Here is a 23093-nt window from a genome sequence, read left to right on the forward strand (position 1 = left end):
GCGCCGGCACGATGTCGTTCGGGCAGAGCCAGTGCTTCAGAGGATGGTCGATCCGTAGAGGACGGCGTGGGCGCCGTAATAGAGTCCGATGAAACCCGCGAGGGCAGCGGCGTAGCCCACCGGCATGATCACCAGGTTGCGCAGGCGTTGGGGGGCGGTCACGTTGTCGGCGGCAATGGCGACCATGGCGACGATGATCGGGGCGTGCCCGATGGCGTCGATCTTGCCGAACTCGAAGATTGCCGAGACGAAGGCTGCGGCCAGCAGGATCGCGGAAATCCGGCGCACGAGGGGTGTGCAGATCAGCGCGAAGGCGAGGACGAATTCCACCGCGCCGGCGGCCTTCATGAAGAACTCGCCGTCGAAACCCATGGTCATGGCCGGGTGCTCGATGAAGAGCGGGAAGGTCCAGTGGGGATAGGCCCACTTCTCGACGGACGCCCACATCAGGGTGATGGCGGCGGCGTAGCGCAGGACGTCGAGGGGGCGCAGGCCGAACAGATCGCGCTGGAAGGCCGTGAGGGCGAGATAGGCCGCGAACCCGAGGAAGACTGGATAATCGGCGAGGTGGAACGCGCCGTACTGGCTCGCCGCGATGACGAACAGGACGACGATGCCGGCGGCCGAGAACGGCAGGGTGGCGCGCCACAGGAAACCCACCGCGATGGCTAGTTGCAGCCACGACAGCATCGGATTCGTGGTCGTGAGTTCAGGCGTCAGAATGATGCCGCCCAGGGCCCAGAGGGCGACGAAGAACCCACCGCCCACCGCCCGGAATATCAATTCGGTGTTCGCTCGCGCCCAGGCCGTGACCCGGTCGAGGGAACGGGTCAGGGCCGCGCCGAGAACGGTGCCCTCGAAAAGGCCCCCCACCACGAGGGCGAGGATGGAGAGAGCCGCGAGCTTCTCGAAATTCTCGCACAGAACCGTCTCGAGGCCGCGCGGTGCTCCGACGACGTCGTAGGCACAGAACCACTTCACGTGCGCCTCGGCCGCGCCGACGCCCGTCAGACTCAAACAAAATGCAGCCGTCCAGGCTGCCGGGCGCGGCAACCGTGCACTCGCAATACGCATGGAGAAACACCCTTGCGAACAATATGGGAAGTTAAGGAAGGGCACGGGGGAGGTCGGCCCCGGCAGGAGCGAACTTACGTAGTTTCGATGGAGGGTGGAAGGATTTTGTTAACAAACATGACCCATTGGTTAACGCCGCCGCCGGTATTCGATGGAAAATCGGCAAACGTTCCGGGGTGACTCGGAAACCATTCGTGACGATGCTTTTGGGAACGGAGCTTGGCCGTTAAGGTTCGGTAACCGGCCCTGGTTCAGCGTGTCGGGGTCGTGACCGCCGGAGACCCCCTGCCGATGATCGCCATCCTGAGTGCCGCGAGCCTGTTCGCCGGGGGAGCCCTGTCCTACGCGTCCACCCGGACGCCCGACCGGACGGACCATTACGAACTGTGGGGCGGTCGCTTGTTGCTCGCGGGCCTCGTTCTGATCGGATCGGGTCTGCCGCTCGCGCGCTGACGCACGCTCACTCATGCTCTCCTGCCGGCGCGCGATCACACAGGCATGGTCGTACCCGATGGGCCGACGCGAGGCTCGTGGGATCGATCCACGGCGGGCGGATCAGTTGCGGGGGGAAGGCTCGAACTTCGGGGCCGGGTCGGTGCTCGTCAGCGTCTTGAGGAAGGCGAGCAGATCGGCCTTTTCGGACGCCGTCAGGTTGAGGGGCCGAACATCGGCCGCCCGGCTCGGCCGATCGATGCCGCCGCGGTCGTAGAGGTCGATCACAGCTTCGAGGGTCGCCACCGAGCCATCGTGCATATAGGGCGCGCGGATGGCGACATCCCGGAGGGTCGGCGTCTTGAAGGCATAGCGCAGCATGCGCGACGACGGAAAGAAGGCGCCGCGTCCGATATCCTCACCCTGACCGACGCCGATATCGTGGAACGATGCATCGGTGAAAGCCGGCCCGCTATGGCACTCGGCGCAGCGCGCCTTGCCGGTGAAGAGCCGGAACCCGTCCTGGGCCCGGAGCGAGATCGCGCGCGCATCCCCGGCGATCCAGCGATCGAAGGCCGAGAGGCCGGGCTGGATCGTGCGCTGGTAGGTGGCCAGGGCCTGCTCGATGGTGGCGCGGGTGATCGCCCCATTGGGGAAGGCCGCTGCGAAGTCCTGTACGTAACCGGCGTCGCCGCGCAGGCGCTGGATCAGGACGCTTTCAGGCAAATTCATCACCACGGGCGAACTGATCGGCGTGAACGTGACGTTCTCCAGGGAGCGGAATTTTCCGTCCCAACCGAGAATTGGCGCCGTTGCCACGTGCAGCAGGGTTGGCGTCCGCAGCTTCATCGGCATGCCGACCTCGCCGATCCCGCGCGGACGGTTCTCGCCCCACGCCTTCTGCGGATCGTGACACGAGGCGCAGGACATCGATCCGGCGCCGGACAGCATCGGATCGAAGAACAGGCGCTGGCCGAGGGCAGCCTTGTCCGCACTGTACGGATTGGAGGCGGGGAAAACCACTGCCTCCCGGGTCTGGAACGCAGCGCGCGCATCCGCCGGGGCCGCAACGGCCTGGGCCGGCACGGGAATTGTGCCCGTCGCCTGATTCACCATATAGGCGGCCAGCGCCGCGACCGCGCAGGCACCGCCGACCTTCCAACGCATTGGAATCTCCTGAGCCCGCGACAGGCTACCGCGCGGAAGTAAACAAAATGTCTCCGGTTGGCCGCCAGCCGTTGTCTCGGGGGCCGATCTCAGTCGAGCCCCAGCATCAGCCCGATGTTCTGGACCGCGGCACCGGACGCACCCTTGCCGAGATTGTCGAGGCGCGCGACGAGGACCGCGTGTCCATGGGCTTCGGCGCCGAACACTCGCAATTCGAGACGATCGGTGTCGTTGAGGTCTTCCGGCTCCAGGCGTTCGTCATGAGGCCCCGGGATCACCGTGACCAAGTCGGATCCGGCGTAGTAGGTTTGAAGCGCCGCCTCGAGGGCAGCCGCCCGCGGCTTGCCGGGGATCGTGTCGAGGTGGAGCGGGATGCTCACCAGCATGCCCTGGCGGAAATTGCCGACGGACGGAATGAAGATCGGCCGCCGGGTCAGTCCACCGTAGCGTTGCGTCTCCGGCAGGTGCTTGTGCGCGAAGCCGAGTCCGTAGAGCTGGAACGGCGCGCCCTCCCCCGCCTCGTAGGTCTCGATCATGCCCTTGCCGCCGCCGCTGTAGCCGCTGACCGCGTTGATGCTCAGGGGCGTGTCGGAGGGAATCAGTCCGGCCTCCACCAGGGGCCGGATCAGCGCGATGGCGCCCGTGGGATAACAGCCGGGATTCGCCACCCGGCGGGATCGCCGGATCAGCGCAGGCTGGTCGGGGGTGAGTTCGGCAAACCCGTAGGCCCAGGCCGGATCGACCCGGTGGGCGGTGCTGGCATCGAGGATGCGCGGTCCGCCGCTCGGCATGGCATCGGCCAGCGCCACGGTCTGGCGCGCCGCGTCGTCGGGCAGGCACAGCACGACGAGGTCGACGGCTTCCATCAGCGCGCGCTTGACGGCGATGTCCTTCCGGCTCTCGTGCGGAATGCTCTTCAGGGCGACGCGGCCCTCGCGCTCCAGGCGTTCGCGGATGCCGAGACCGGTGGTGCCAGCCTCGCCGTCGATGAAGACCGTGGGTTTGTGCTCCGCGCCGCGCTCGCTCATTGCCGTCTCGTTCCTCACCGTCGGTCCGTCCGGTCCGTCGCCACGCGTGATGCGACTTGGCGGCCGCCTTGTCGAGGCGATGCTATCGCCGGGCCAAAGGACGGTTTCATGACAGGTGTGGATGCGCTGCCCTGCACGGAACGCAAGGCTGCCCATCCGGTTGGTTTTCGGAATCCAGTCATTCGGAATGCGACCATGTCCGCCACCGCCAAGAAGACCGATCCCGCCCTGTGGGAGAAGGTGAAGAAAGAGGTCACCGAATCCGACAAGGGCGGCAAGCCGGGCCAATGGTCGGCCCGCAAGGCTCAGGCCGCAACGAAAGCCTACAAGGACGCCGGCGGCGGCTATGCCGGCAAGAAATCGTCGGACAACCACCTCAAGGAGTGGACCGAGGAGGAGTGGGACACGAAATCCGGCAGGAAGAGCGGCGAGACCGGCGAGCGCTACTTGCCGAAGGCGGCCCGGGAAAAGCTGTCGGACGGCGAGTACGCCCGGTCGACGGAGAAGAAGCGCGCGGACTCGGCCAAAGGCCGGCAGCACTCGAAGCAGCCGGCCGACGTGGCGAAGAAGGCCGCGACGGCGCGTGACGCGGGCGGGCACACCAAGGCCGATCTCCTCGCGAAGGCTCGGGAGAAGAACATCCCCGGTCGCTCCAAGATGTCGAAGGACGAACTCGCGCGGGCGCTCCACGCCTGAGCCCGATTGCCGTACCGGGATGCGGCGCCTAGACCACGGGCGATTTCATCGCCCGCGGAAAGGCTCCTCACGTGTCGCGACCGGTGCGCTGCCGCCTCGACCCCGTCCATCAGATCGTGTCCGACGCGGCCGGGGCGTGGCGTGCTGTCGGCTCGGACCCTTACTTTCGCATCCTGCCCCCCGCCGGCCGGCGTCGCCATCGCGGCGGTTGGGTCCGCATCCGGGCCGACCTCGCTCCGCTGGGCCGTACCAAGCTCGTGCCGCTCCTCTATGTCGACGACGGCAAGGGATTTCGGGAAAGCCTGACCATTCCCCTCGAGCGGGGCGAGGCCGGGATCGACAACCTCGTGCGGCTGCCGCGCCGAGTGCGCGGCCTGCGTCTCGACCCCCTGAGCGGGGCCGGCGGATTCACCCTCGGCCATGTGACCTTCGACCACCTCGGCGTGCCGGCCGCCTACGCGGAGATCATCCGGCGTCTCGTGGCCCGTCTGCCGGCCGCCGAGCGTCCCCTCCCCCGCCTCGTCGCCCGCGTCGTGGAACTGATCCGGCGCCGCCCGGCCCGTGCCCTGTGGCGCGATTTCCTCGACAGCGCGAAGCCGCGCCCGGTGCCGGCCTCCTACGCCGCCTGGATCGAGGCGGTCGAGACGCCGAGTCGCCTGTCCGTGCCCGCCATGCGGGCGGCCGTCACCAGGTTCGGGTTCGCACCACGCATCTCCATCGTCATGCCGGTCTACGACACACCGAAGGTCTGGCTCGAGGCCGCCATCGCCTCCGTGCGGGCGCAGGCCTACGAGAACTGGGAACTCTGCCTCTGCGACGACAATTCGCCGAGCGCGCACATCTGGCCGATGCTGCAGGCCTTCGCCGACGCCGATCCCAGGATCAAGCTCCACCGGCGCCGGTACAACGGGCGCATCGCGGCGGCCTCCAACGACGCCATGGCCCTGGCGACGGGCGCGTACATGACGCTCATGGACCACGACGACGCGATCCCCGACAACGCGCTCTACGAGTTCGTCTGCGTCCTCAACGAGGACCCGAGCGTGGACTTCCTCTACTCCGACGAGGACAAGATCTCGGTCGAGGGCGTCCGCTACGATCCCTTCTTCAAGCCCGACTGGTCGCCCGAGGCCCTGGAGGCGTGCATGTACACGGCACACCTCGCCCTCTACCGCATGGACATCGTCGGGCGCATCGGCGGGTTCCGCGACGAGTGCAACGGCGCCCAGGATTACGACTTCGCACTGCGCTACACCGAACACGTCCGAAACGTCCGTCATGTGCCGAAGGTGCTCTACCATTGGCGCGCCATTCCGGGCTCCACCGCCCAGACCATGGACAACAAGGACTACGTCATCGCGGCGGCCGTGCGCGGTCTCGAAGACCGGGCGCGCCGCACCGGCACCCTCGATTACGTCCGCCCCTCCCCCTATGCCGGCTGCTTCTTCCTGCGCCGCAAGATCGTCGGCGCGCCGCGCGTCTCCCTCGTGATCCCGAGCGCCGGGCGCGACAGTACCGTCGGCGGCCGCAGCGTCGATCTCCTGGCCGAATGTCTCGCCAGCATCCGCCGAACGAGCACCTACGGCGACATCGAAATCGTGGTCGTGGACAACGGCGACCTTCGCCTCGCGACCCTGGCGGCCCTGCAGCGGTACGACGCGCGGCGGATCACCTACGCGGAGTCCGGCTTCAACGTCGCGGCGAAGATGAACCTCGGGGCCAGCGTCGCCACGGGGGAAATCCTCGTGTTTCTCAACGACGACGTCGCGGTGATCACCCCCGACTGGATCGAAGCGATGCTGGCGCTGCTCCAGATCGACGGCGTCGGCGCGGTGGGACCGAAGCTGCTGTTCGAGACCGGCGAGATCCAGCACGCCGGCGTTTCCATCGTCGACGCCACGCCCGACCATGTCCGTCGCGGTTACCCCGGCGACGATCCCGGGCACTTCTTCTCGACGGTGGGCAACCGCAACTACCTCGCGGTGACGGGCGCGTGCCTGATGGTGCGGCAGGATGCGTTCGCGGGGCTCGGCGGCTTCGATGAGGCCTACGCCGTCAATTACAACGACATCGATCTGTGCCTTCGCCTGTGGGAGCAGGGCCGGCGGATCGTGTACTGCGCTCAGGCCGAACTCTACCATTACGAGAGCCGCAATCGCGCCCGCACCGTCGATCCGGCCGAGCACGAACGGTTTCGCACCCGCTGGGCGAGAAAGATCCCGCAGGATCCGTTCTACAGCCCGTGGTTCGAGGCGCTGCCGCCGACCTTCGAGCTGGACCCAGCACGGTTCTGACTGCGTTTGGCCTTCGGCTGGCGCGAAGGCTCGGTCCCGGACTCCCGAATTGCGAACCAGTCTAATTCGCGGTTCTGTTCGCCGGCTGGCGACGCGTGGCGTGCGTCCCGCCACCGGAAGTTCGGCATGCAGATACTTCACACCCTGGGGGGCGATGCGACGGTCTGGCTAACCGGCGCCCTGCTCGTGATCTGCATGGGCCTATGGGCCACCGGTCGCGTGGCCGAGATCGTCACCGCCCTGCTGTTCTTCGCCATGGCGATGCTGTTCCGCCTGGCGCCCCCGAACGTGGTGTTCTCGGGCTTCGCCTCCTCCGCGTTCTGGCTCGTGCTTGGCGGCATGGTGGTGGGCCTCGCCATGACCCGTACCGGCCTCGGGGATCGTCTGGCGCGAAGCCTCTCGGGACATCTGTCGGGATCCTACACCGGCTTCATCGCAGGCCTCGTGGCGCTCGCCTTCGGGATCGCGTTCGTCATGCCGTCCAATCTCGGACGCGTCGCCCTGCTGGTCCCGGTGGTGCTCGCGCTGTGCGATGCCTACGGCCTCGGTCCCGGGCGGCCCGGACGCCACGGCGCGGTTCTGGCCGTCGGCGTCGCGACGCCGATCCTGTCCGCCTCGATCCTGCCGGCCAACGTGCCGAACCTCGTCATGGCCGGGACGGCCGAGGCCCAATACGGCCTGCACCTCGCCTACCTGCCCTACCTCCTCCTGCACGCCCCGGTGCTGGCTCTGGTAAAGGGCGCGATCTTGGTCGCCTGCATCGTTCGGCTGTTTCCGGATCGGCTCACGGCCGTGGATGCCGGTGCCCTCGCCGTCGCACCGATGACGCATGAGGCGCGACGCCTCGCCGTCATTCTCCTCGCCACCCTCGGCTTCTGGGTCACGGACAGCCTGCACCACATCGCGCCGGCCTGGATCGGCCTCACGGCGGCGGTGATCTGCCTGATGCCGCGGATCGGCGTGATGCCGGCCGAAGCCTTCGCTTCCGTGAACCTGCGCACCTGCTTCTACGTCGCGGCGCTGCTCGGTCTCGTCGCCACGGCGAATGCCACCGGCCTCGGAGACAGCCTCGGCCACGCGCTCCTGGCCGTGGCGCCCCTGGCGCCCGACGCGCCCGCTTACAATTTCGGCATCCTGACCGGCATCAGCGCGGCTCTGGCCCTGGTGGTCACGGCCAACGGCGCACCGGCCCTCTACACCGCTCTGGCCGGCGAGATGTCGCGCGTCAGCGGCCTCGATCTCTACAGCGTGGTGATGATCCAGGTGATCGGCTACGCGACCCTGTTCCTGCCGTACCAGGCACCGCCCATCGTGGTGGCGATGGATCTCGGCCGGGTGCCCCTGCGCGCCGCGACGAAGCTGACCCTTACGCTCGGGGTTGTATCGCTGCTCATCGTCGCACCGCTGGATTACCTCTGGTGGCGGGTCCTCGGGAGGTTGCCGTGACGGCTTCGCGCCCGACTTACGATCCGAGGACAATGTCGCCACTCCCGTTCCGCCGTCGCGGGTTGCGGATTGGCGTCGGGCCGCGGGCAGATTAGAGACGATCCAAAATCTTTTTGCACTGCAGCGCCAAGGCGGCGCCTCAACCCACCATCGAGGAATTCGGAACACGATGGCTCCCACCGTCCGACCCACGGTCACAGCGCCCCTCTCGCCCCATCTCCAGATCTACCGCTGGACCTGGACCATGGCGATGTCGGTGTTCCACCGCATCACCGGCACGGCGCTGTACGGCGGCACCGCCCTCGTGGCGATCTGGCTCGTAGCCCTGGCGTCCGGCCCGGCGGCCTACGGCTGGGTGGCGTGGTTCTTCGGCTCCCTCATCGGGAAGCTCGTCCTGTTCGTCTACACCTGGATCCTGATGCACCACATGCTCGGGGGCCTGCGCCACTTCGTGTGGGATGTCGGCCACGGGTTCGACCGCGAGCGGCGGATGTGGCTGGCGCGCGGAACCCTCATCGCTTCCGTGATCGCCACCGTGGCGATCTGGGCCGTCGCCCTTCTCGTGCGCTGAGGACCGAACCCATGGCCGAGACCGCAAAGACCTCGCTCCGCACCGCCCGCTCCCGCGTGAAGGGGCTCGGCGCCTCCGGGCACGGGGCCGGACACTGGTGGCAGCAACGCGTCACCGCCGCCGCCAACGTGCCGCTGATGATCGGCTTCATCGTCATCATCGCCCTGATGGCCGGGCGGCCCTACCCCGAGGCCATCGCCCTGGTGTCGCATCCGGCCGCGGCCCTCATCCTCATCGGCGGCGTGATCTCGGTGACGCTGCACATGCGCATCGGCATGCAGGTCGTCATCGAGGATTACGTCCACGACAAGGGCCTGAAGTTCGCGGCCCTGTTCGCCAACACGACCTACGCCGTCGCCGTCGCGGTGGCGTGTCTCTACGCGATCCTGCGCGTGAGCCTCGCCCGCCTCGTCTGACCGCATCCGCAAACCGATAAGGACATCGTCCATGGCCAGCAACGGATCGAACGGCGCGCCCGCCTACACCATAAACGACCACACCTTCGACGTGGTCATCGTCGGAGCCGGCGGCGCGGGCCTGCGCGCCACGGTCGGCTGCAGCCAGGCCGGCCTGCGTACGGCTTGTATCTCGAAGGTGTTCCCGACCCGCTCGCACACCGTGGCGGCGCAGGGCGGTATCTCGGCCTCGCTGGGCAACATGGGACCCGACGATTGGCGCTGGCACATGTACGACACCGTGAAAGGGTCGGACTGGCTCGGCGACCAAGACGCCATCGAGTACCTCGTGCGCAACGCCCCCGCGGCGGTCTACGAACTCGAGCATTGGGGCGTGCCTTTCTCCAGAACTGAAGAAGGAAAAATCTATCAGCGACCCTTCGGCGGCATGACCACCGATTACGGCAAGGGCACCGCCCAGCGCACCTGCGCCGCCGCCGACCGCACCGGCCACGCCATGCTGCATACGCTCTACGGGCAGGCGGTGAAGAACAACACCAACTTCTTCATCGAGTACTTCGCCCTCGATCTCATCATGGATGAGGACGGTCGCTGCCTCGGCGTCATCGCCATCGACCAGGCCACCGGCGAGATCCACCGCTTCCGTGCCCAGCAGACGATCCTGGCCACGGGCGGCTACGGCCGCTCCTACTTCTCGGCCACCTCCGCCCACACCTGCACGGGCGATGGCAACGCCATGGTGCTGCGCGCCGGCCTGCCCCTGCAGGACATGGAGTTCGTGCAGTTCCACCCCACGGGTATCTACGGCGCCGGCTGCCTCATCACCGAGGGGGCCCGCGGCGAGGGCGGCTACCTGACGAATTCCGAGGGTGAGCGCTTCATGGAGCGCTACGCCCCCTCGGCGAAGGACCTGGCCTCCCGCGACGTGGTCTCGCGCTCCATGACCATGGAGATCCGGGCCGGTCGCGGCGTCGGCAAGGGCAACGATCACATCTACCTGCACCTCGACCACCTCGACCCGACGATCCTTCACCAGCGCCTTCCGGGCATCTCGGAATCCGCCAAGATCTTCGCGGGCGTCGACGTCACCAAGGAGCCGATCCCGGTCCTGCCGACAGTGCACTACAACATGGGCGGCATACCGACGAACTATCATGGCGAGGTGCTGACCCTGAAGAACGGCAACCCCGACACGGTGGTACCGGGTTTGATGGCGCTCGGCGAGGCCGCCTGCGTCTCGGTGCACGGCGCCAACCGACTCGGCTCCAACTCACTCATCGACCTCGTGGTGTTCGGCCGGGCCGCCGGTCTCCGTTGTGCCGAGATCGTCGAGCCGGGCCGCCGCCAGATGGATCTGCCGAAGGACTCCGCCGACAAGGCCCTGAGCCGCCTCGACCGGTTCCGTTATGCCGATGGCGGAACCCCGACCTCGGAGCTGCGCGCCGAGATGCAGAAGACCATGCAGAACAACTGCGCGGTGTTCCGCACGGGCGAAGTTCTGGAAGAGGGCAAGGCCCTTATCCACAAGGTCGCCTCCGGCCTCGCCGACATTCACGTCAACGATCGCTCGCTGATCTGGAATACCGATCTGCTCGAGACCCTGGAATTCGACAACCTCATTGGCCAGGCCGTCGTCACCATGGAATCAGCGGCCAACCGCAAGGAGAGCCGCGGCGCCCACGCCCGCGAGGACTTCCCCGATCGCGACGACAAGGAGTGGATGAAGCACACACTCGCCTGGATGGACGACACGTCCAAGCAGGTCAGCATCGATTATCGTCCGGTCCACACCTACACCATGTCGAACGAGATCCAGTACATCGAGCCGAAGGCGCGCGTGTATTGAGGAGGCAGTCGCAGACTTGCTTTCGATGATGATTCTCTTGAGACGGAATTAGGCACGCCAAATCATGGCTCAGTTCAATCTTCCCAAGAACTCTCAGATGACCGAGGGCAAGACTTGGCCCCGTCCGGTCGGCGCCAACAACCTGCAGGAATTCCGGATCTATCGCTGGAACCCGGATGACGGGAAGAACCCGCGCGTCGACGTCTATCAGGTCGATCGCGACGATTGCGGGCCCATGGTCCTCGACGCCCTGCTGTGGATCAAGAGCAAGGTCGACTCGACCCTGGTGTTCCGCCGCTCCTGCCGCGAGGGCATCTGCGGCTCCTGCGCCATGAACATCGAGGGCCAGAACGCGCTCGCCTGCACCATGGGCATCGACGAGTGCCAGGAGCACGCAAAGGGCAAGAAGACCGGCGCGGTGCGGATCTACCCGCTGCCGCACATGCCGGTGCTGAAGGACCTCGTCCCCGACCTGACGAATTTCTTCGCCCAGCACGCCTCCATCGAACCCTGGCTCCAGACCGAGACCCCGGCGCCGGAAGGCGAGTGGAAGCAGACCCCGGAGGACCGGGCCCAGCTCGATGGCCTCTACGAGTGCATCCTATGCGCCTGCTGCACCACCTCGTGCCCGAGCTATTGGTGGAACGGCGACCGCTTCCTCGGCCCGGCCGCCCTGCTCCAGGCCTACCGCTGGCTGATCGACAGCCGTGACGAGAACACTGGCGAGCGCCTCGACGCTCTGCACGACCCGTTCCGCCTGTACCGCTGCCACACGATCATGAACTGCGCCAACGCCTGCCCGAAAAGCCTGAACCCGGCCAAGGCGATCGCCGAGATCAAGAAGATGATGGTCGCCCGCGAAGTCTGAGGACTTCCGACCGAACCAAACGAAAAAGGGGCGCGCGGTGTGAACCGCGCGCCCCTTTTTCGTGGGCCGGCCGGCCTATTCGGCCGGCGCTGGATGGTGCGCCACGGGGGCGGCGACCTTGGTTTCGGGCTGGATGCCCTCCGTCGCGTCCTTGCGCCGGAACAGGCGCATCACGACGACGAAGAACACCGGCACGAACAGCACCGCCAGGATGGTCGCCGAGATCATGCCGCCCAGCACGCCCGTGCCGATGGCCTGCTGGCTCTTCGAGGCGGCACCGGTGGCGATGGCGAGCGGCACCACGCCGAGGATGAACGCGAGCGACGTCATCACGATGGGGCGGAACCGCAGGGTCGAAGCCTCGATGGTGGCATCGACGAGGCTCTTGCCAGGCTTCCACAGGTCTTTGGCGAATTCCACGATGAGGATCGCGTTCTTCGCGGACAGTCCGATGATCGTGATGAGGCCGATCTTGAAGTAGACGTCGTTGGGGAGACCCCGGAGATACACCGCCGCCACGGACCCGATCACGCCGAGCGGGATTACGAGGAGGACGGAGAGCGGGATCGTCCAGCTCTCGTACAGGGCGGCGAGGCACAGGAACACGATGATCACCGACAGGGCGAGGAGCAGGCTCGCCTGGCTGCCGGCGAGCTTCTCCTGGAGCGATTGCCCGGTCCAGGTGTAGCCGAAGCCCTTGGGCAGCTGCTGCATCAGGCGTTCCATCTCGGCGATGGCATCGCCCGAGGTGTAGCCCGGGTTCGGCTCGCCGGTGATGCGCACGGACTGGTAGCCGTTGAAGCCGACGATCTGGCTCGGTCCCATGCCCCACTTCAGATCGGCGAAGGAGGACATCGGCACCATCGCCCCCTGCGCGTTCTTCACGGCATAGCTCAGGAGGTCGGTGGCCTGCATGCGCTGGAGCTGCTCCGCCTGGACGTAGACGCGCTGCATCTTGCCCTGGTTCGGGAAGTCGTTGGTGTAGACCGAACCGAGGTTGACCTGGATCGTCGTATTGATGTCCTCGAACTTCACTCCGAGGGCGGCGGCCTTCTCCCGGTCGATGATCAGTTCCGCCTGGGGCGCCGGCGGCAGACCCTCGATCTTCATCTTCTGGAGGATCGGGCTCTTCCTGGCGAGCGACAGGAGCTGGGCTTCCGCCGCCGTGAGGGCGGAGTAGCCCCGCTGCGCCCGGTCCTGCAGGCGGAACGAGAAGCCCGCCGCGTTGCCGAGGTTGTCCACCGGGGGCGGCTCCTGGGCGTCGACGATGGCGTCGCGGTAGCCGGCGAGCGCCGTGTTCGTGCCCGCCACGAGGGCGGCGGCGGAACTCGACGCGTCGCGCTCGCTCCACGGCTTCAGCGTGACGAAGGCCTGACTCAGGTTCGCACCCTGGCCCGAGAACGAAAAGCCGTTGAGCATCGTCACCGTGGCGACGCCCGGCTGGGCCAGCAGATGTTCCTCGACCTTGCGGACCGCGGTCTGCGTGCGGTTGAACGAAGCGCCCGGGGGCGTCTGGATGTCGACGGTGAAGAAGCCCTGATCCTCGATGGGCAGGAAGCCTTCGGGCAGGCGCATGAAGGCGAAGGCCACGCCCGCCAGCAGGGCGAGGTAGACAACCATGATCCGGCCGGACGCCTTGATGAACCAGGCGACGCCGCGTCCGTAGCGGGCGGTCTCCCGGTCGACGATGCGATTGAACCAGCCGAAGAACCCACCCTTGGCGTGGGCATGGCCCTTCTCGACGGGCTTCAGCAGGGTCGCGCACAGGGCCGGGGTCAGGGATAGGGCGAGCAGCGCCGAAAAGCCGATGGAGGTCACCATGGCGATGGAGAACTGCCGGTAGATGATGCCGACCGAACCGGGGAAGAACGCCATCGGGATGAACACGGCCACCAGCACCAGGGTGATGCCGATGATGGCGCCGGTGATCTGCTCCATGGCCTTGGCGGTGGCTTCCTTCGGCGGCAGCCCCTCCTCGTTCATGATGCGCTCGACGTTCTCCACCACCACGATGGCGTCGTCGACGAGGATGCCGATGGCCAGCACCATGCCGAACATGGTCAGCACGTTGATGGAGAAGCCCGCGAGCAGCATCACCGTCACCGTTCCCAGGAGGGCGATGGGCACGACGATGGTGGGGATCAGGGTGTAGCGGATGTTCTGCAGGAACAGGAACATCACCACGAAGACGAGGATCACCGCCTCCACGAGGGTCATCAGGACCTTCTTGATCGAGGCCTGCACCGCCGGGGTGATGTCGTAGGGAATGTCCCACTTCAGGCCGGGCGGGAAGAACTGCGACAGCTCCTCCATCTTGGCGCGGATCGCCTGGGCGGTCTCGAGTGCGTTGCCGTCGGGGGCCAGGGTCACCGAGATGCCGGCCGCCTCGCCGCCGTTGAGGCGCGTGGAGAACTGGTAGGCGTCGCCGCCGAGTTCGATCCGCGAGACGTCGCGCAGGCGCACGTTCGAGCCGTCGGAATTCGCCCGCAGGACGATGGCGCCGAAATCCTCGACGGTGTTGAGCTGGCCCTTGACGATGATCGGGGCGAACACGGCGTTCTTCACCGGGCTCGGCTGGGCGCCGACGGCGCCCGAGGCGATCTGGACGTTCTGGGCGCGGATGGCGTCGGCCACGTCGTCGGGGCTGAGCGACAGGCCGCGCAGCTTGTCGGGGTCGACCCAGACGCGAAGCGACCGCTCCGTCGAGTAGAGCGTCGCGCGTCCGACCCCCGGCACGCGCCGGATCTCGTTGATGACGTTGCGGATCAGGAAGTCGCCGAGCCCGATCTCGTCCATCTTCCCGTCGGTGGAGATGAGGGTGATGATGTTCAGGGTCGCGGCCGAGGCTTCCTCGACGAGGATGCCCTGCTGGCGCACCTCCGCCGGGAGGCGCGCCTCCACGCGCTTGAGGCGGTTCTGCACCTCGACGGAGGCGAGCGCCGGGTCCGTGCCCGGCTGGAAGGTCGCCGTGATGTTGATGGAGCCGAACGAATCCGTGGTTGATTCGAAACTCATGATGTTGGCGGCACCGTTGAGCTCATCCTCGATGAGCCGCGTCGTGCCGGTGTAGAGACTCTCCACCGACGCGCCCGGGAAAGCCGTCGACAGGGCGATGGAGGGGGGCGCGATCACCGGGTACTGCGCCACCGGCAGCATCGGGATCGAGAGCACGCCGCCCAGGATGATGAACAGGGCGACGACCCAGGCGAAGACCGGCCGGTCGATGAAGAAACGCGCCATGGGTCAGCGCACCTGCGCGGCGGAGCGGGGCGTAGGCTTGGCCTCCGGCTTCGTCTCCGCTCTCGTGTCCGCCTTCGGAGCCGGCTCGACCACATCGGTGTCGCGGGGCTTCGGCGTCGCGTCCGCCAAGACCGGATGGAGTTCGACGGTCTTCACTTGCTGGCCGGCAGAGATCTTCTGCACGCCCTCGACGACCACGCGGTCACCGACCTTCAGACCCTCGCGGACGATCCACTGGCTGTCGACCACGGGACCGACCTCGATGGGCTGCAGCATGACCTTGTCGTCCTCGCGCACCACCCAGACCTCGGGCTTGCCGTCGCTGGTGCGCTGGATCGCCTGCTGCGGAACGGCCAGGGCGTCGGAATCGATGCCCTGCTTGATGCGGGCGCGCACGTACATGCCGGGGAACAACTCGTCGTGCGGGTTCGGGAACTGAACGCGCAGGGTCACCTGCCCGGTGCTCGGATCGGCGGTGACGTCCGAGAACAGGAGCCGGCCCGCCGAACCGTAGAGCGACCCGTCGTCCATGATGAGGTGCACGTTGGCGGTATCGCCGGACAGGCGCGAAAGCTCGCCGCTGGCGAGATCCCGGCGCAGCTTGTTCAGTTCGCCCACCGACTGGGTGATGTCGACGTAGATCGGATCGAGCTGCTGGATGGTCGCGAGGTTCGAGGTGGCGCCCTGCTCCACCAGGGTTCCCTCCGTGAGGAGGGCCCGGCCGATGCGGCCCGAGATCGGAGCGCGGACATCGGTGTAGCCGAGGTTCAGCCGTGCCCGGTTGCGAGCGGCCTTGGCGCCTGCGACTTCGGCCTCGGCCTGCTTCAGGGCCGCGTAGGCGCTGTCGTACTGGGCCTGGCTCGCGGTCTGGCGTGTCAGGAGCTGCTCCAGGCGGTCGGCCTGCTGGCCGGCCAGGACCTGAGCGGCCTCCGTACGCGCGAGCACCGCCTCGGCACTCTGCAATTCCACCTCGAACGGCGCCGGGTCGATCTTGTAGAGAATGTCGCCTTCCTTGACCAAGCTGCCCTGCTCGAAGGTCCGCTTGATGACGAGGCCCGAGACCCGCGAGCGCACCTCGGCGATCCGCATGGGCGCGACGCGACCGGGAAGATCCCGCACGTAGGGAATCGGTTGCTCGCGCACGGTGACGATGCTCACCTCCGGCGGCGGGACGGGCACCGGCGCTGCCGCCTGCTGCTTCTGATTGCAAGCCGACAGGGTGACGAGGACGATGCCGACGGCAACGGAAGCCGGCCGAGCCCAGAACACGCGTAGGGAGGGGGACGTCACGATCACTTCGCTCCTGCGGAATTCGGTCGATGGGCGGCCGCCAGGGGCGGACCGCTCTCGCTGTGTTCAAAGGACCACGCCGGCCCGCCCCGTGGAACGGAGGGATCGCGCGGCAAGCGCCGGGCCACGGAGAGCACGCCCGGACGGAGAGATGCGCAGGGCATCGATGGGAACAGCGGCGGATGGCCGGACGGCTTGGCTGTCATCAGGGCTGTCTGACGGACGATCTTGGCGATCCGACGACAACCCAACAATCGGGACGGACCTCGCCTCGGCCGCTAGCCTGGAGCACACGACACAAGAAACCGTGAAGGCGTGACCATCTCGACGCGCCCGACGAAGCTCACGATCGACGCCGGCTCTTTCGATCGGCCCCCGATGCGGCGATCGCTTCGTGCGATAGTCTCAGGCGCCAAGCCTTGGAGGCCGGTCCGGTGGATGATCGTCGCGGGTATCCGGCTTGCCGGCGCCCGTGAGAGCAACCGCCGCCGAGGCGTGCGAAATCGGCAGCAGCCGGGGGCCGGCCACTACAAGGTCCTCGCGCAGGTCGTCGGCGTCATTGCCGACCCGTACCATCTTCGGAACGTCGGAGGAGGCCGCGCTGTCGCCGGAATCGTACGCGGAGTGCTCTGCGAAGGACCCCGCCGGCATCTTCGGTCCCGGGCCCGTCACGGACGGCCAGGAGATCAGGAGCATCACCATGACATGGAGAAGGCACGGCAGGGCATAGAGCCAATTCCGACCGGGCAGCGACCCAAGGGCGCGCCCGCGGGAGTGCGTCTCGTCTGCGCCCACGGGCGACTTCGGGTGCTGTGCGGGACCTCTCACACCACCAAGACTGGTGTTTCAGCGAGCGCGTGACAAGTTCCTGCGGCATTCTGCCGTCCTTCGCGCTTTCGCTCCCATCCCGGTGGAGGCAGTCCCTCGGACGTTGCCGGGATCACACAGGGGTATCCCCATCGGTCTCGCACCCGTTGACCGGTCCATCCCGGGCCGCCAAGGCTCGGCCCCTCGATTTCGCGGATCGCGAATCCAAGGATTCACGGCCCCCGTTCGACCAACTGCCCATCGGACCCGGCGCCGCGCAGGCACGGGGCTCGCCTCGGCTGGAGGACCACATCATGCAGACGCGCTTCGCCGCATCCGCTTTCGCGATCGCCCTCACCCTCGCGACGGCGCCCGGTGCCCAGGCCGGCAACCCGTTCGACAGCGGCCCCATCGCCGATTTCATGAACATCTTCCGCGAGCAGGCGATCCCGCGCGAGACGGTGGCGTGGAAGGGCGCGGAGAAGCCCGGCACCGTCGTGGTCTCGACGAGCCAGCGGCGCCTGTTCTACGTGCTCCCCGGCGGGCAGGCCGTGCGCTACGGCGTCGGCGTCGGGCGCCAGGGCTTCTCCTGGTCCGGCCAGAAGGCCGTCACCGCGAAGAAGGAATGGCCGGATTGGCGCCCCCCGGCCCAGATGCTGGCGCGCCGGCCGGACCTGCCACGCTTCATGGCCGGCGGCCAGGACAACCCGCTCGGGGCTCGCGCCATGTATCTCGGTTCCACGCTCTACCGCATCCACGGATCGAACGAACCCGAGACCATGGGCGCCGCGGTCTCGTCGGGCTGCATCCGCATGACCAACAAGGACGTCGTCGACCTCTACGACCGGGTGAAGGTCGGCACCAAGGTCGTCGTCCGCAACTGACTACCTCCGGGCCGTTGCGCGCCGCGAGCTCGCGCGCACCGCCCGACTTCCCCTGCCCGCCTCTGGTCGGCTTGATCTGAACCAACCGCCAGAGGGCCCATGATCTTCGGTGTCGATCCCGGCCTGCTTGCGGGCCTGTTCGCCGTGGCGGTCGCGGCGGGCTGCGTCGACGCCATCGCGGGCGGTGGCGGGCTTCTCACCCTCCCGACGCTTCTGCTGGCCGGCCTCGATCCGGTGAGCGCCATCGCGACGAACAAGCTCCAGGGCTCGGCCGGTGCGGTTTCGTCCACCGTGGCCTTCGCGCGGCGCGGCCTGATCCATTGGCCGGCAGCCTGGAAGATCGCCGTCTCGGCCGGGATCGCGTCCATTGCCGGTGCCCTGTGCGTCAGCCTGCTGCCGCGCCCCGTCCTCGATGCCGGCGTGCCGATCCTGCTCATCGGCATCGCCGTGTACTTCGCCACGGCCCGGCGCATGAGTGCCGAGGACGCCACGGCACGGATGACGCCGGCACTGTTCGCCCTGACCTGGGCGCCGGCGGTGGGCTTCTACGACGGGGTGTTCGGGCCCGGTGCGGGCGCGTTCTACATGATCGGGTTCGTGACCCTGCTGGGGCTCGGCGTGGTGCGGGCGACAGCCCACACCAAGCTCGCCAACGCGGCGAGCAACCTCGGCAGCCTCGCCCTGTTCACGCTCGGGGGGCACGTTGTCTGGGCGATCGGCCTCGTCATGGCCGTGGGCGCGATCCTGGGGGCGCAGATCGGCGCTCGCCTCGCCATCCGCCTCGGGGCGCGTCTGATCCGCCCGCTCCTCGTCACCATCGCGTGTGCGATGGCGATCCGCCTGCTCTCCGACCCGGCGAACCCGCTTCGGCACGCCGTGGTCGGTCTCTTCGTCGGCCCCTGATCACCGGGGCAAAAGTCAGCGGGGCATGAACGCCCAGTAGTCGAGGTCGAGGATCACCGACGGATCGTAGCCTTCGCCGGTCTTGTCCGGGTGTGCGCCGCATGGCTGGTTCTTCGTCGCCACCGTGCGCAGGCGCAGGAGGCCGACATCGGACCGGCCCGGCAGTTCGGCCGTCTCCAGCACCTCGCTCCAGGCGTAGACCGTGTCTCCGGCGAACAGCGGAGCGACGTGGCGTCCGGCATTGATGCCAGCGAGCGCGAAGGCGTTGCCCAGGCCGTTGAAGCTGAGCGCACGGGCCAGCGAGATGACCACCCCGCCATAGATGAGCCGGCGGCCGAAGCGGGTGTCCTTCGCCGCGTACCCGTCGAAATGCACCTTGGCGGTGTTCTGGTAGAGGCGCGTGGCGATCTGGTGCTCGGCCTCCTCCACGGTCATGCCGTCGACGTGGTCGATCTTCTCACCCGCCACGTAGTCGCCGAAGCGGTGCGGCGAGCCGGCGAGTTCGAGATCGTAGGCGCCGACATCGAGGAGCGGCAGGGCGCTGGCGAGGTCGGCCGGGTTCACCACCTTGGCGAAGGTCGGCACGTGCTCCTGCTCGATCTTCGCCTCGGGGTCGCGCTTCTTCACGAGCACCCAGCGGCAATAGCTCAGCACGGTCTCGCCGTTGGCGTCCGATCCAGTGGAGCGGACGTAGACGACTCCCGTCTGGCGGTTGGAGCTCTCCTTGAGACCGATCACCTCCGAGACCGTCGAGAGGGTCTCGCCCGGATAGACCGGCCGGCGGAAGCCACCCTCGGCGTAGCCGAGGTTCGCCAGCGCGTTGAGCGAGATGTCCGGGACGGTCTTGCCGAACACCACGTGGAAGGTGAGCAGGTCGTCCAGCGGGCTCTGGGGATAGCCCAGCGCTTTGGCAAAGGCGTCGGACGCCTGCACGGCGAAACGCGGTCCGTAGAGCGCCGTGTACAGGGCCACGTCGCCGGTGGTGACCGTGCGGGGGGTGGCATGGCGGATGGTCTCGCCGAGGCGATAATCCTCGAAGAAGCGGCCGGGATTGGTCTTCATGGGCGCGAATCGTCCTCGGATCGGGGTTCGCGGGAGGGCGCGCAGGTTGGCGGGCGCGCCTCCGCGAGGCATCGGAGATCCGGGCTGTCCTACGGCGGCTCACCGACACGAGACGGCCCGGTAGATGGAGCGCTCAGCGCACGTAGACCGTGGGCTGCACCGGCACGAATTCGTGGAGCAGGCGGCTCGCGAACAGAAGCAGCAGCACCAGCACGATGGGCGACAGGTCGACGCCGCCGAGGTTCGGCAGGATGTTGCGGATCGGCCGCAGCACCGGCTCGGTGAGCCGGTAGAGCACTTCGCCGATCTGGGAGACGATGGGATTGCGGACGTTCACGACGTTGAACGCCACCAGCCAGCTCAGGACGGCGCTGGCGATGAGCACGTAGATGTAGAGCTGGACGACGGTGTCGAAGAGCCAGATGAAGGCATTCATGCGCGGGATCGATGTCCTCGTGGTCCAGCGCCCCGGGCACGGGTCACGCGCACGCAAAGCAGCAGGATTTCCGGAATTGACAGGCCGGCGTGCGCACGCCTAAAAGGCCCGCACCCCGGAACGGGGCTGTAGCTCAGATGGGAGAGCGCCGCAATCGCACTGCGGAGGTCAGCGGTTCGATCCCGCTCAGCTCCACCACCACTTCCCGCTTGGAATTGGTGTGTGAGGTCAAGAGTTTATCAGGTCCATCGCCCTGAGTGGGTCCCGACGGGACCCGGGTGGTATCCGGACCAGATCCCCAACAATCCTGTGATGGTCGCCGCTCACGCGTGCTCCGTTTCACCCTCCCTCGCCAGGGGCAGGGTGATCTCGAACCGGGCGCCGCCGAGGCTCGACACGCCACCGGCCGCCGCGAGTTCGAGGGTGCCGCCCTGGGCGCGCAGGACCGCCTGGACGATACCCAGGCCCATGCCGGTGCCGCCCTCCACGCGGCGGGTGGTGAAGAACGGCTCGAGCACCCGCGCCCGATCCCGCTCGGCGATGCCCGTGCCGTCGTCGACGACATGGACGTGCAGATGCCCGGCCGTGGCCCTGGCGGTGATCTGCAGCACAGCCGCACCGTGACGAGTGGCGTTGTCGGCCAGATGCCCGAACACGATGCCGGCCTTCTCGTCGGACAGGCCCAGAGTCCACGCGTCGGCATTCTCGGTTCGAACATCGAGATCGGGAAACCTGCGGCGAAGGTCCGACACGATTGCGGCGAGCGACGCGATGCCGACGGCCCCCGGACGCTCCGCGCGGGCGAGTTCGCGCAGCCGCCCCAGCAGGGCGGATAGCCGCGCCGTGTCGGCGACGATGTTGTCGAGGAAGCGCCTCCGCTCCGCCGCGCTCATGGCTGCGCCGGGCTCGAGGCCATCGTCCCGCAGGAGTTCGGCCGCTCCCCGGATCGCCGTCAGCGGCGTCTTCAATTCGTGGGAGACGTGGCTCGCGAAGGTCGCGACGTAGTCCGATCGCTCCCGCAACTGCAAGGCCATGGCGTCGAGACTGAGTCCGAGGAGCGCGATCTCCCGCGTCCCGAACCGCGCATCGGGCTCCGGGTCGACGGGCGCTCCCTGACCGAGCGCGACGGCGCGGGCCACCAGCGCGTGGATCGGCCGGGCGATGGCGCGGGTGAAGACGAGAGCGATGCCGAGGGTGGCCACCAGCACCACGAGCACGGCCGTCGCGACCTTGCCCCCCTCTCCGTAGAGCTGGCGCATGACGTTGTTCGGCGTCCGCGAGGCGTAGACGGCTCCGGCGACGCGGCCATCCACGAGGATCGGCAGCGCAGTGAACACCCGCACGCTGGTGCCGCGGCTGAGGGAGTAGAGCGGCGGCACGGCGTGCTTCGAGACGCGGGCGCGCAACACGGCTCGGAAGCGGCCCCGCAGGGCATCGGCGACTTCCTCGACCCCGGCGAGGGAGCGGCCGACTTCATCGCCGCCCGCGATGATCGTCCCGTCCCGGTCGACGATCCGGAAGCCCGCGAGGGTTGTCGCCTGCACCCGCGCCAGCACGGGGGCGAGCCGCTCGCCGAGGGCCAGGGCGGCGGGACTCGCGGCCTTCGCGGCCTCCTGGGCGTCGGGCCGCCTGTCGAGGCTGTGGTCGACGGTGAGGTCGAGGGCCGGCTCGATGATCGGGAGCGATGCGTCCGGTGCCGCGGCGCCGAGCAGATCGGCCCGGGCCGGATCGGTTTCGAGGTCACGGGCGACGAGGGCGGCCACCACGGCGCTCTGGGCGATCAATTCGCCCTCGGTCTGGCGTACCAGTTGGTTCTCGTAGAGGCGCACGAAAGATAGGCCGAGGAGCGGCAGCGCCGCGACGGTCGCCAGCATCGTCAGGACGACGAGGCCGAGGGTCGGCCGCCATTTCCGGGAGCCACGGCGTGCGCTCACGACGGGGGCCTGCACGGGCCGAGCCGGAAACCGACGCCGTGTACGGTCTCGACGGCGTCGGAGCATCCGGCGACGGCGAGCTTCGCCCGGATGTTGCGGACGTGGCTGTCGATGGTCCGGTCCGAGACGTGGACGCGTCCGCCATGGGCCGCGTCCATGAGCTGATCACGGGTGAGGACGATGCCGGGCCGGACCGCGAGACCCCGCAGGATCGCGAATTCCACCGCCGTCAGTTGCACAGCCGCTCCGGCGAAAGCGGCGGCGCGGCGCGGCGGGTCCAGCACGAGGCCGCCCTGCCGTAGGACGTCCGGCTCCGTTGCCGCGATCGGGCGCTGCTCCATCCGGCGCAGGATGATCCCGACCCGGGCCACGAGTTCGCGCGGGCTGAAGGGCTTGGTGACGTAATCGTCGCCCCCGATCTCGAGGCCGAGCACCCGGTCGATCTCTTCGTCCCGGGATGACAGGAACAGGATCGGGACCTCCGAGGTCCGGCGGACGCGCCGGCACACTTCGAGGCCGTCGATCCCAGGCAGCCCGACATCGAGGACGACGAGGCGGGGCGCGTCCTCGGCGATCCGGGCGAGGGCCTCCTCCCCGTCGCCCGCGACCCGCGTCACGTGCCCCGCCTTGCCGAGGGCGAAGCAGATCACCTCGCGGATGTGGGGGTCGTCGTCGACGACGAGAATACTGGGGGCCATC

Annotated in this window: 20 protein-coding genes and 1 tRNA gene; 11 read left to right on the forward strand and 10 right to left on the reverse strand. The window is 67.9% G+C overall.

The features are described 5' to 3' along the window. Positions 1-36: 36 nt before the first annotated feature. Positions 37-1074, reverse strand: a complete 1038-nt coding sequence (locus tag ASG60_RS20550) for a hypothetical protein (protein ID WP_056387562.1) — start codon at positions 1072-1074, stop codon at positions 37-39. A 267-nt stretch (positions 1075-1341) separates the two neighbouring features. Here ASG60_RS20550 and ASG60_RS23085 point away from each other — a divergent pair, with 267 nt between their 5' ends. Further along, positions 1342-1527: a hypothetical protein gene (locus ASG60_RS23085; RefSeq protein ID WP_162244811.1), complete on the forward strand. Its 186-nt coding sequence runs from the start codon at positions 1342-1344 to the stop codon at positions 1525-1527. Positions 1528-1629: 102 nt separating this feature from the next. Here the strand turns inward: ASG60_RS23085 and ASG60_RS20555 are convergent, their stop codons facing one another. After that, entirely contained in the window at positions 1630-2673 is a 1044-nt protein-coding gene (locus ASG60_RS20555) for a cytochrome c peroxidase (RefSeq protein ID WP_056387564.1), read from the reverse strand. Between the two features lie 89 nt (positions 2674-2762). Next, the gene (gene argC / locus ASG60_RS20560) at positions 2763-3701 is read right to left on the reverse strand and encodes an N-acetyl-gamma-glutamyl-phosphate reductase (RefSeq protein WP_056387567.1); all 939 of its coding nucleotides are present in this window, start codon (positions 3699-3701) and stop codon (positions 2763-2765) included. Positions 3702-3896: 195 nt separating this feature from the next. Between argC and ASG60_RS20565 the strand changes: the two genes are divergently transcribed. The 7 genes from ASG60_RS20565 to ASG60_RS20595 all read left to right on the forward strand — a co-directional run bounded on the left by ASG60_RS20565 (position 3897) and on the right by ASG60_RS20595 (position 11838). Continuing rightward, the gene (locus ASG60_RS20565; RefSeq protein WP_056268512.1) at positions 3897-4397 is read left to right on the forward strand and encodes a hypothetical protein; all 501 of its coding nucleotides are present in this window, start codon (positions 3897-3899) and stop codon (positions 4395-4397) included. Positions 4398-4468: 71 nt separating this feature from the next. After that, the gene (locus tag ASG60_RS20570) at positions 4469-6691 is read left to right on the forward strand and encodes a glycosyltransferase family 2 protein (protein ID WP_244476730.1); all 2223 of its coding nucleotides are present in this window, start codon (positions 4469-4471) and stop codon (positions 6689-6691) included. Positions 6692-6817: 126 nt separating this feature from the next. Then, positions 6818-8137 carry an SLC13 family permease gene (locus ASG60_RS20575; RefSeq protein ID WP_056387570.1) on the forward strand — a complete coding sequence of 440 codons (1320 nt, stop codon included), beginning with the start codon at positions 6818-6820 and terminating at the stop codon, positions 8135-8137. Between the two features lie 169 nt (positions 8138-8306). Continuing rightward, a complete protein-coding gene (gene sdhC / locus ASG60_RS20580) occupies positions 8307-8708 on the forward strand; it encodes a succinate dehydrogenase, cytochrome b556 subunit (RefSeq protein ID WP_056268517.1) in 402 nt (133 codons plus the stop codon). Positions 8709-8719: 11 nt separating this feature from the next. Continuing rightward, positions 8720-9124, forward strand: coding sequence for a succinate dehydrogenase, hydrophobic membrane anchor protein (sdhD, locus tag ASG60_RS20585; RefSeq protein ID WP_056387573.1), 405 nt, complete (start codon positions 8720-8722; stop codon positions 9122-9124). Positions 9125-9155: 31 nt separating this feature from the next. Further along, positions 9156-10970, forward strand: coding sequence for a succinate dehydrogenase flavoprotein subunit (gene sdhA / locus ASG60_RS20590; RefSeq protein WP_056387576.1), 1815 nt, complete (start codon positions 9156-9158; stop codon positions 10968-10970). 64 nt (positions 10971-11034) lie between these two features. Next, positions 11035-11838 (forward strand): succinate dehydrogenase iron-sulfur subunit, encoded by an 804-nt coding sequence (locus ASG60_RS20595; protein ID WP_056094958.1) that lies wholly within the window; start codon positions 11035-11037, stop codon positions 11836-11838. A gap of 75 nt (positions 11839-11913) precedes the next feature. Here the strand turns inward: ASG60_RS20595 and ASG60_RS20600 are convergent, their stop codons facing one another. The 3 genes from ASG60_RS20600 to ASG60_RS20610 all read right to left on the reverse strand — a co-directional run bounded on the left by ASG60_RS20600 (position 11914) and on the right by ASG60_RS20610 (position 17163). Further along, complete coding sequence (locus tag ASG60_RS20600) at positions 11914-15078, reverse strand: multidrug efflux RND transporter permease subunit (RefSeq protein WP_056362996.1); 3165 nt, start codon at positions 15076-15078, stop codon at positions 11914-11916. A 3-nt stretch (positions 15079-15081) separates the two neighbouring features. After that, positions 15082-16368, reverse strand: coding sequence for an efflux RND transporter periplasmic adaptor subunit (locus ASG60_RS20605; protein WP_244476731.1), 1287 nt, complete (start codon positions 16366-16368; stop codon positions 15082-15084). 405 nt (positions 16369-16773) lie between these two features. Then, entirely contained in the window at positions 16774-17163 is a 390-nt protein-coding gene (locus ASG60_RS20610) for a hypothetical protein (RefSeq protein WP_156398971.1), read from the reverse strand. Between the two features lie 326 nt (positions 17164-17489). Here ASG60_RS20610 and ASG60_RS20615 point away from each other — a divergent pair, with 326 nt between their 5' ends. Both ASG60_RS20615 and ASG60_RS20620 read left to right on the forward strand, forming a co-directional pair. Next, positions 17490-18059: a L,D-transpeptidase gene (locus ASG60_RS20615; RefSeq protein ID WP_056174407.1), complete on the forward strand. Its 570-nt coding sequence runs from the start codon at positions 17490-17492 to the stop codon at positions 18057-18059. Positions 18060-18158: 99 nt separating this feature from the next. Next, on the forward strand, positions 18159-18962 hold the full coding sequence (locus ASG60_RS20620; protein ID WP_056387582.1) for a TSUP family transporter: 804 nt from the start codon (positions 18159-18161) through the stop codon (positions 18960-18962). A 15-nt stretch (positions 18963-18977) separates the two neighbouring features. Here ASG60_RS20620 and ASG60_RS20625 read toward each other — a convergent pair whose 3' ends face one another. Both ASG60_RS20625 and ASG60_RS20630 read right to left on the reverse strand, forming a co-directional pair. Continuing rightward, positions 18978-20024: a MaoC family dehydratase gene (locus ASG60_RS20625; protein ID WP_056387583.1), complete on the reverse strand. Its 1047-nt coding sequence runs from the start codon at positions 20022-20024 to the stop codon at positions 18978-18980. Between the two features lie 133 nt (positions 20025-20157). After that, entirely contained in the window at positions 20158-20460 is a 303-nt protein-coding gene (locus ASG60_RS20630; protein WP_056174402.1) for a YggT family protein, read from the reverse strand. Between the two features lie 122 nt (positions 20461-20582). Between ASG60_RS20630 and ASG60_RS20635 the strand changes: the two genes are divergently transcribed. Continuing rightward, a tRNA-Ala gene (locus ASG60_RS20635) sits at positions 20583-20658 on the forward strand. 125 nt (positions 20659-20783) lie between these two features. Here the strand turns inward: ASG60_RS20635 and ASG60_RS20640 are convergent. Beyond that, positions 20784-22394: a HAMP domain-containing sensor histidine kinase gene (locus ASG60_RS20640; protein ID WP_244476732.1), complete on the reverse strand. Its 1611-nt coding sequence runs from the start codon at positions 22392-22394 to the stop codon at positions 20784-20786. Further along, the gene (locus ASG60_RS20645) at positions 22391-23092 is read right to left on the reverse strand and encodes a response regulator transcription factor (RefSeq protein ID WP_056306753.1); all 702 of its coding nucleotides are present in this window, start codon (positions 23090-23092) and stop codon (positions 22391-22393) included. Before ASG60_RS20645 ends, ASG60_RS20640 begins: the two co-directional genes overlap by 4 nt. Between the last annotated feature and the right edge of the window lies 1 nt (position 23093).

Origin of the sequence: Methylobacterium sp. Leaf469, assembly GCF_001424745.1 — a bacterium.
GTDB lineage: Bacteria > Pseudomonadota > Alphaproteobacteria > Rhizobiales > Beijerinckiaceae > Methylobacterium.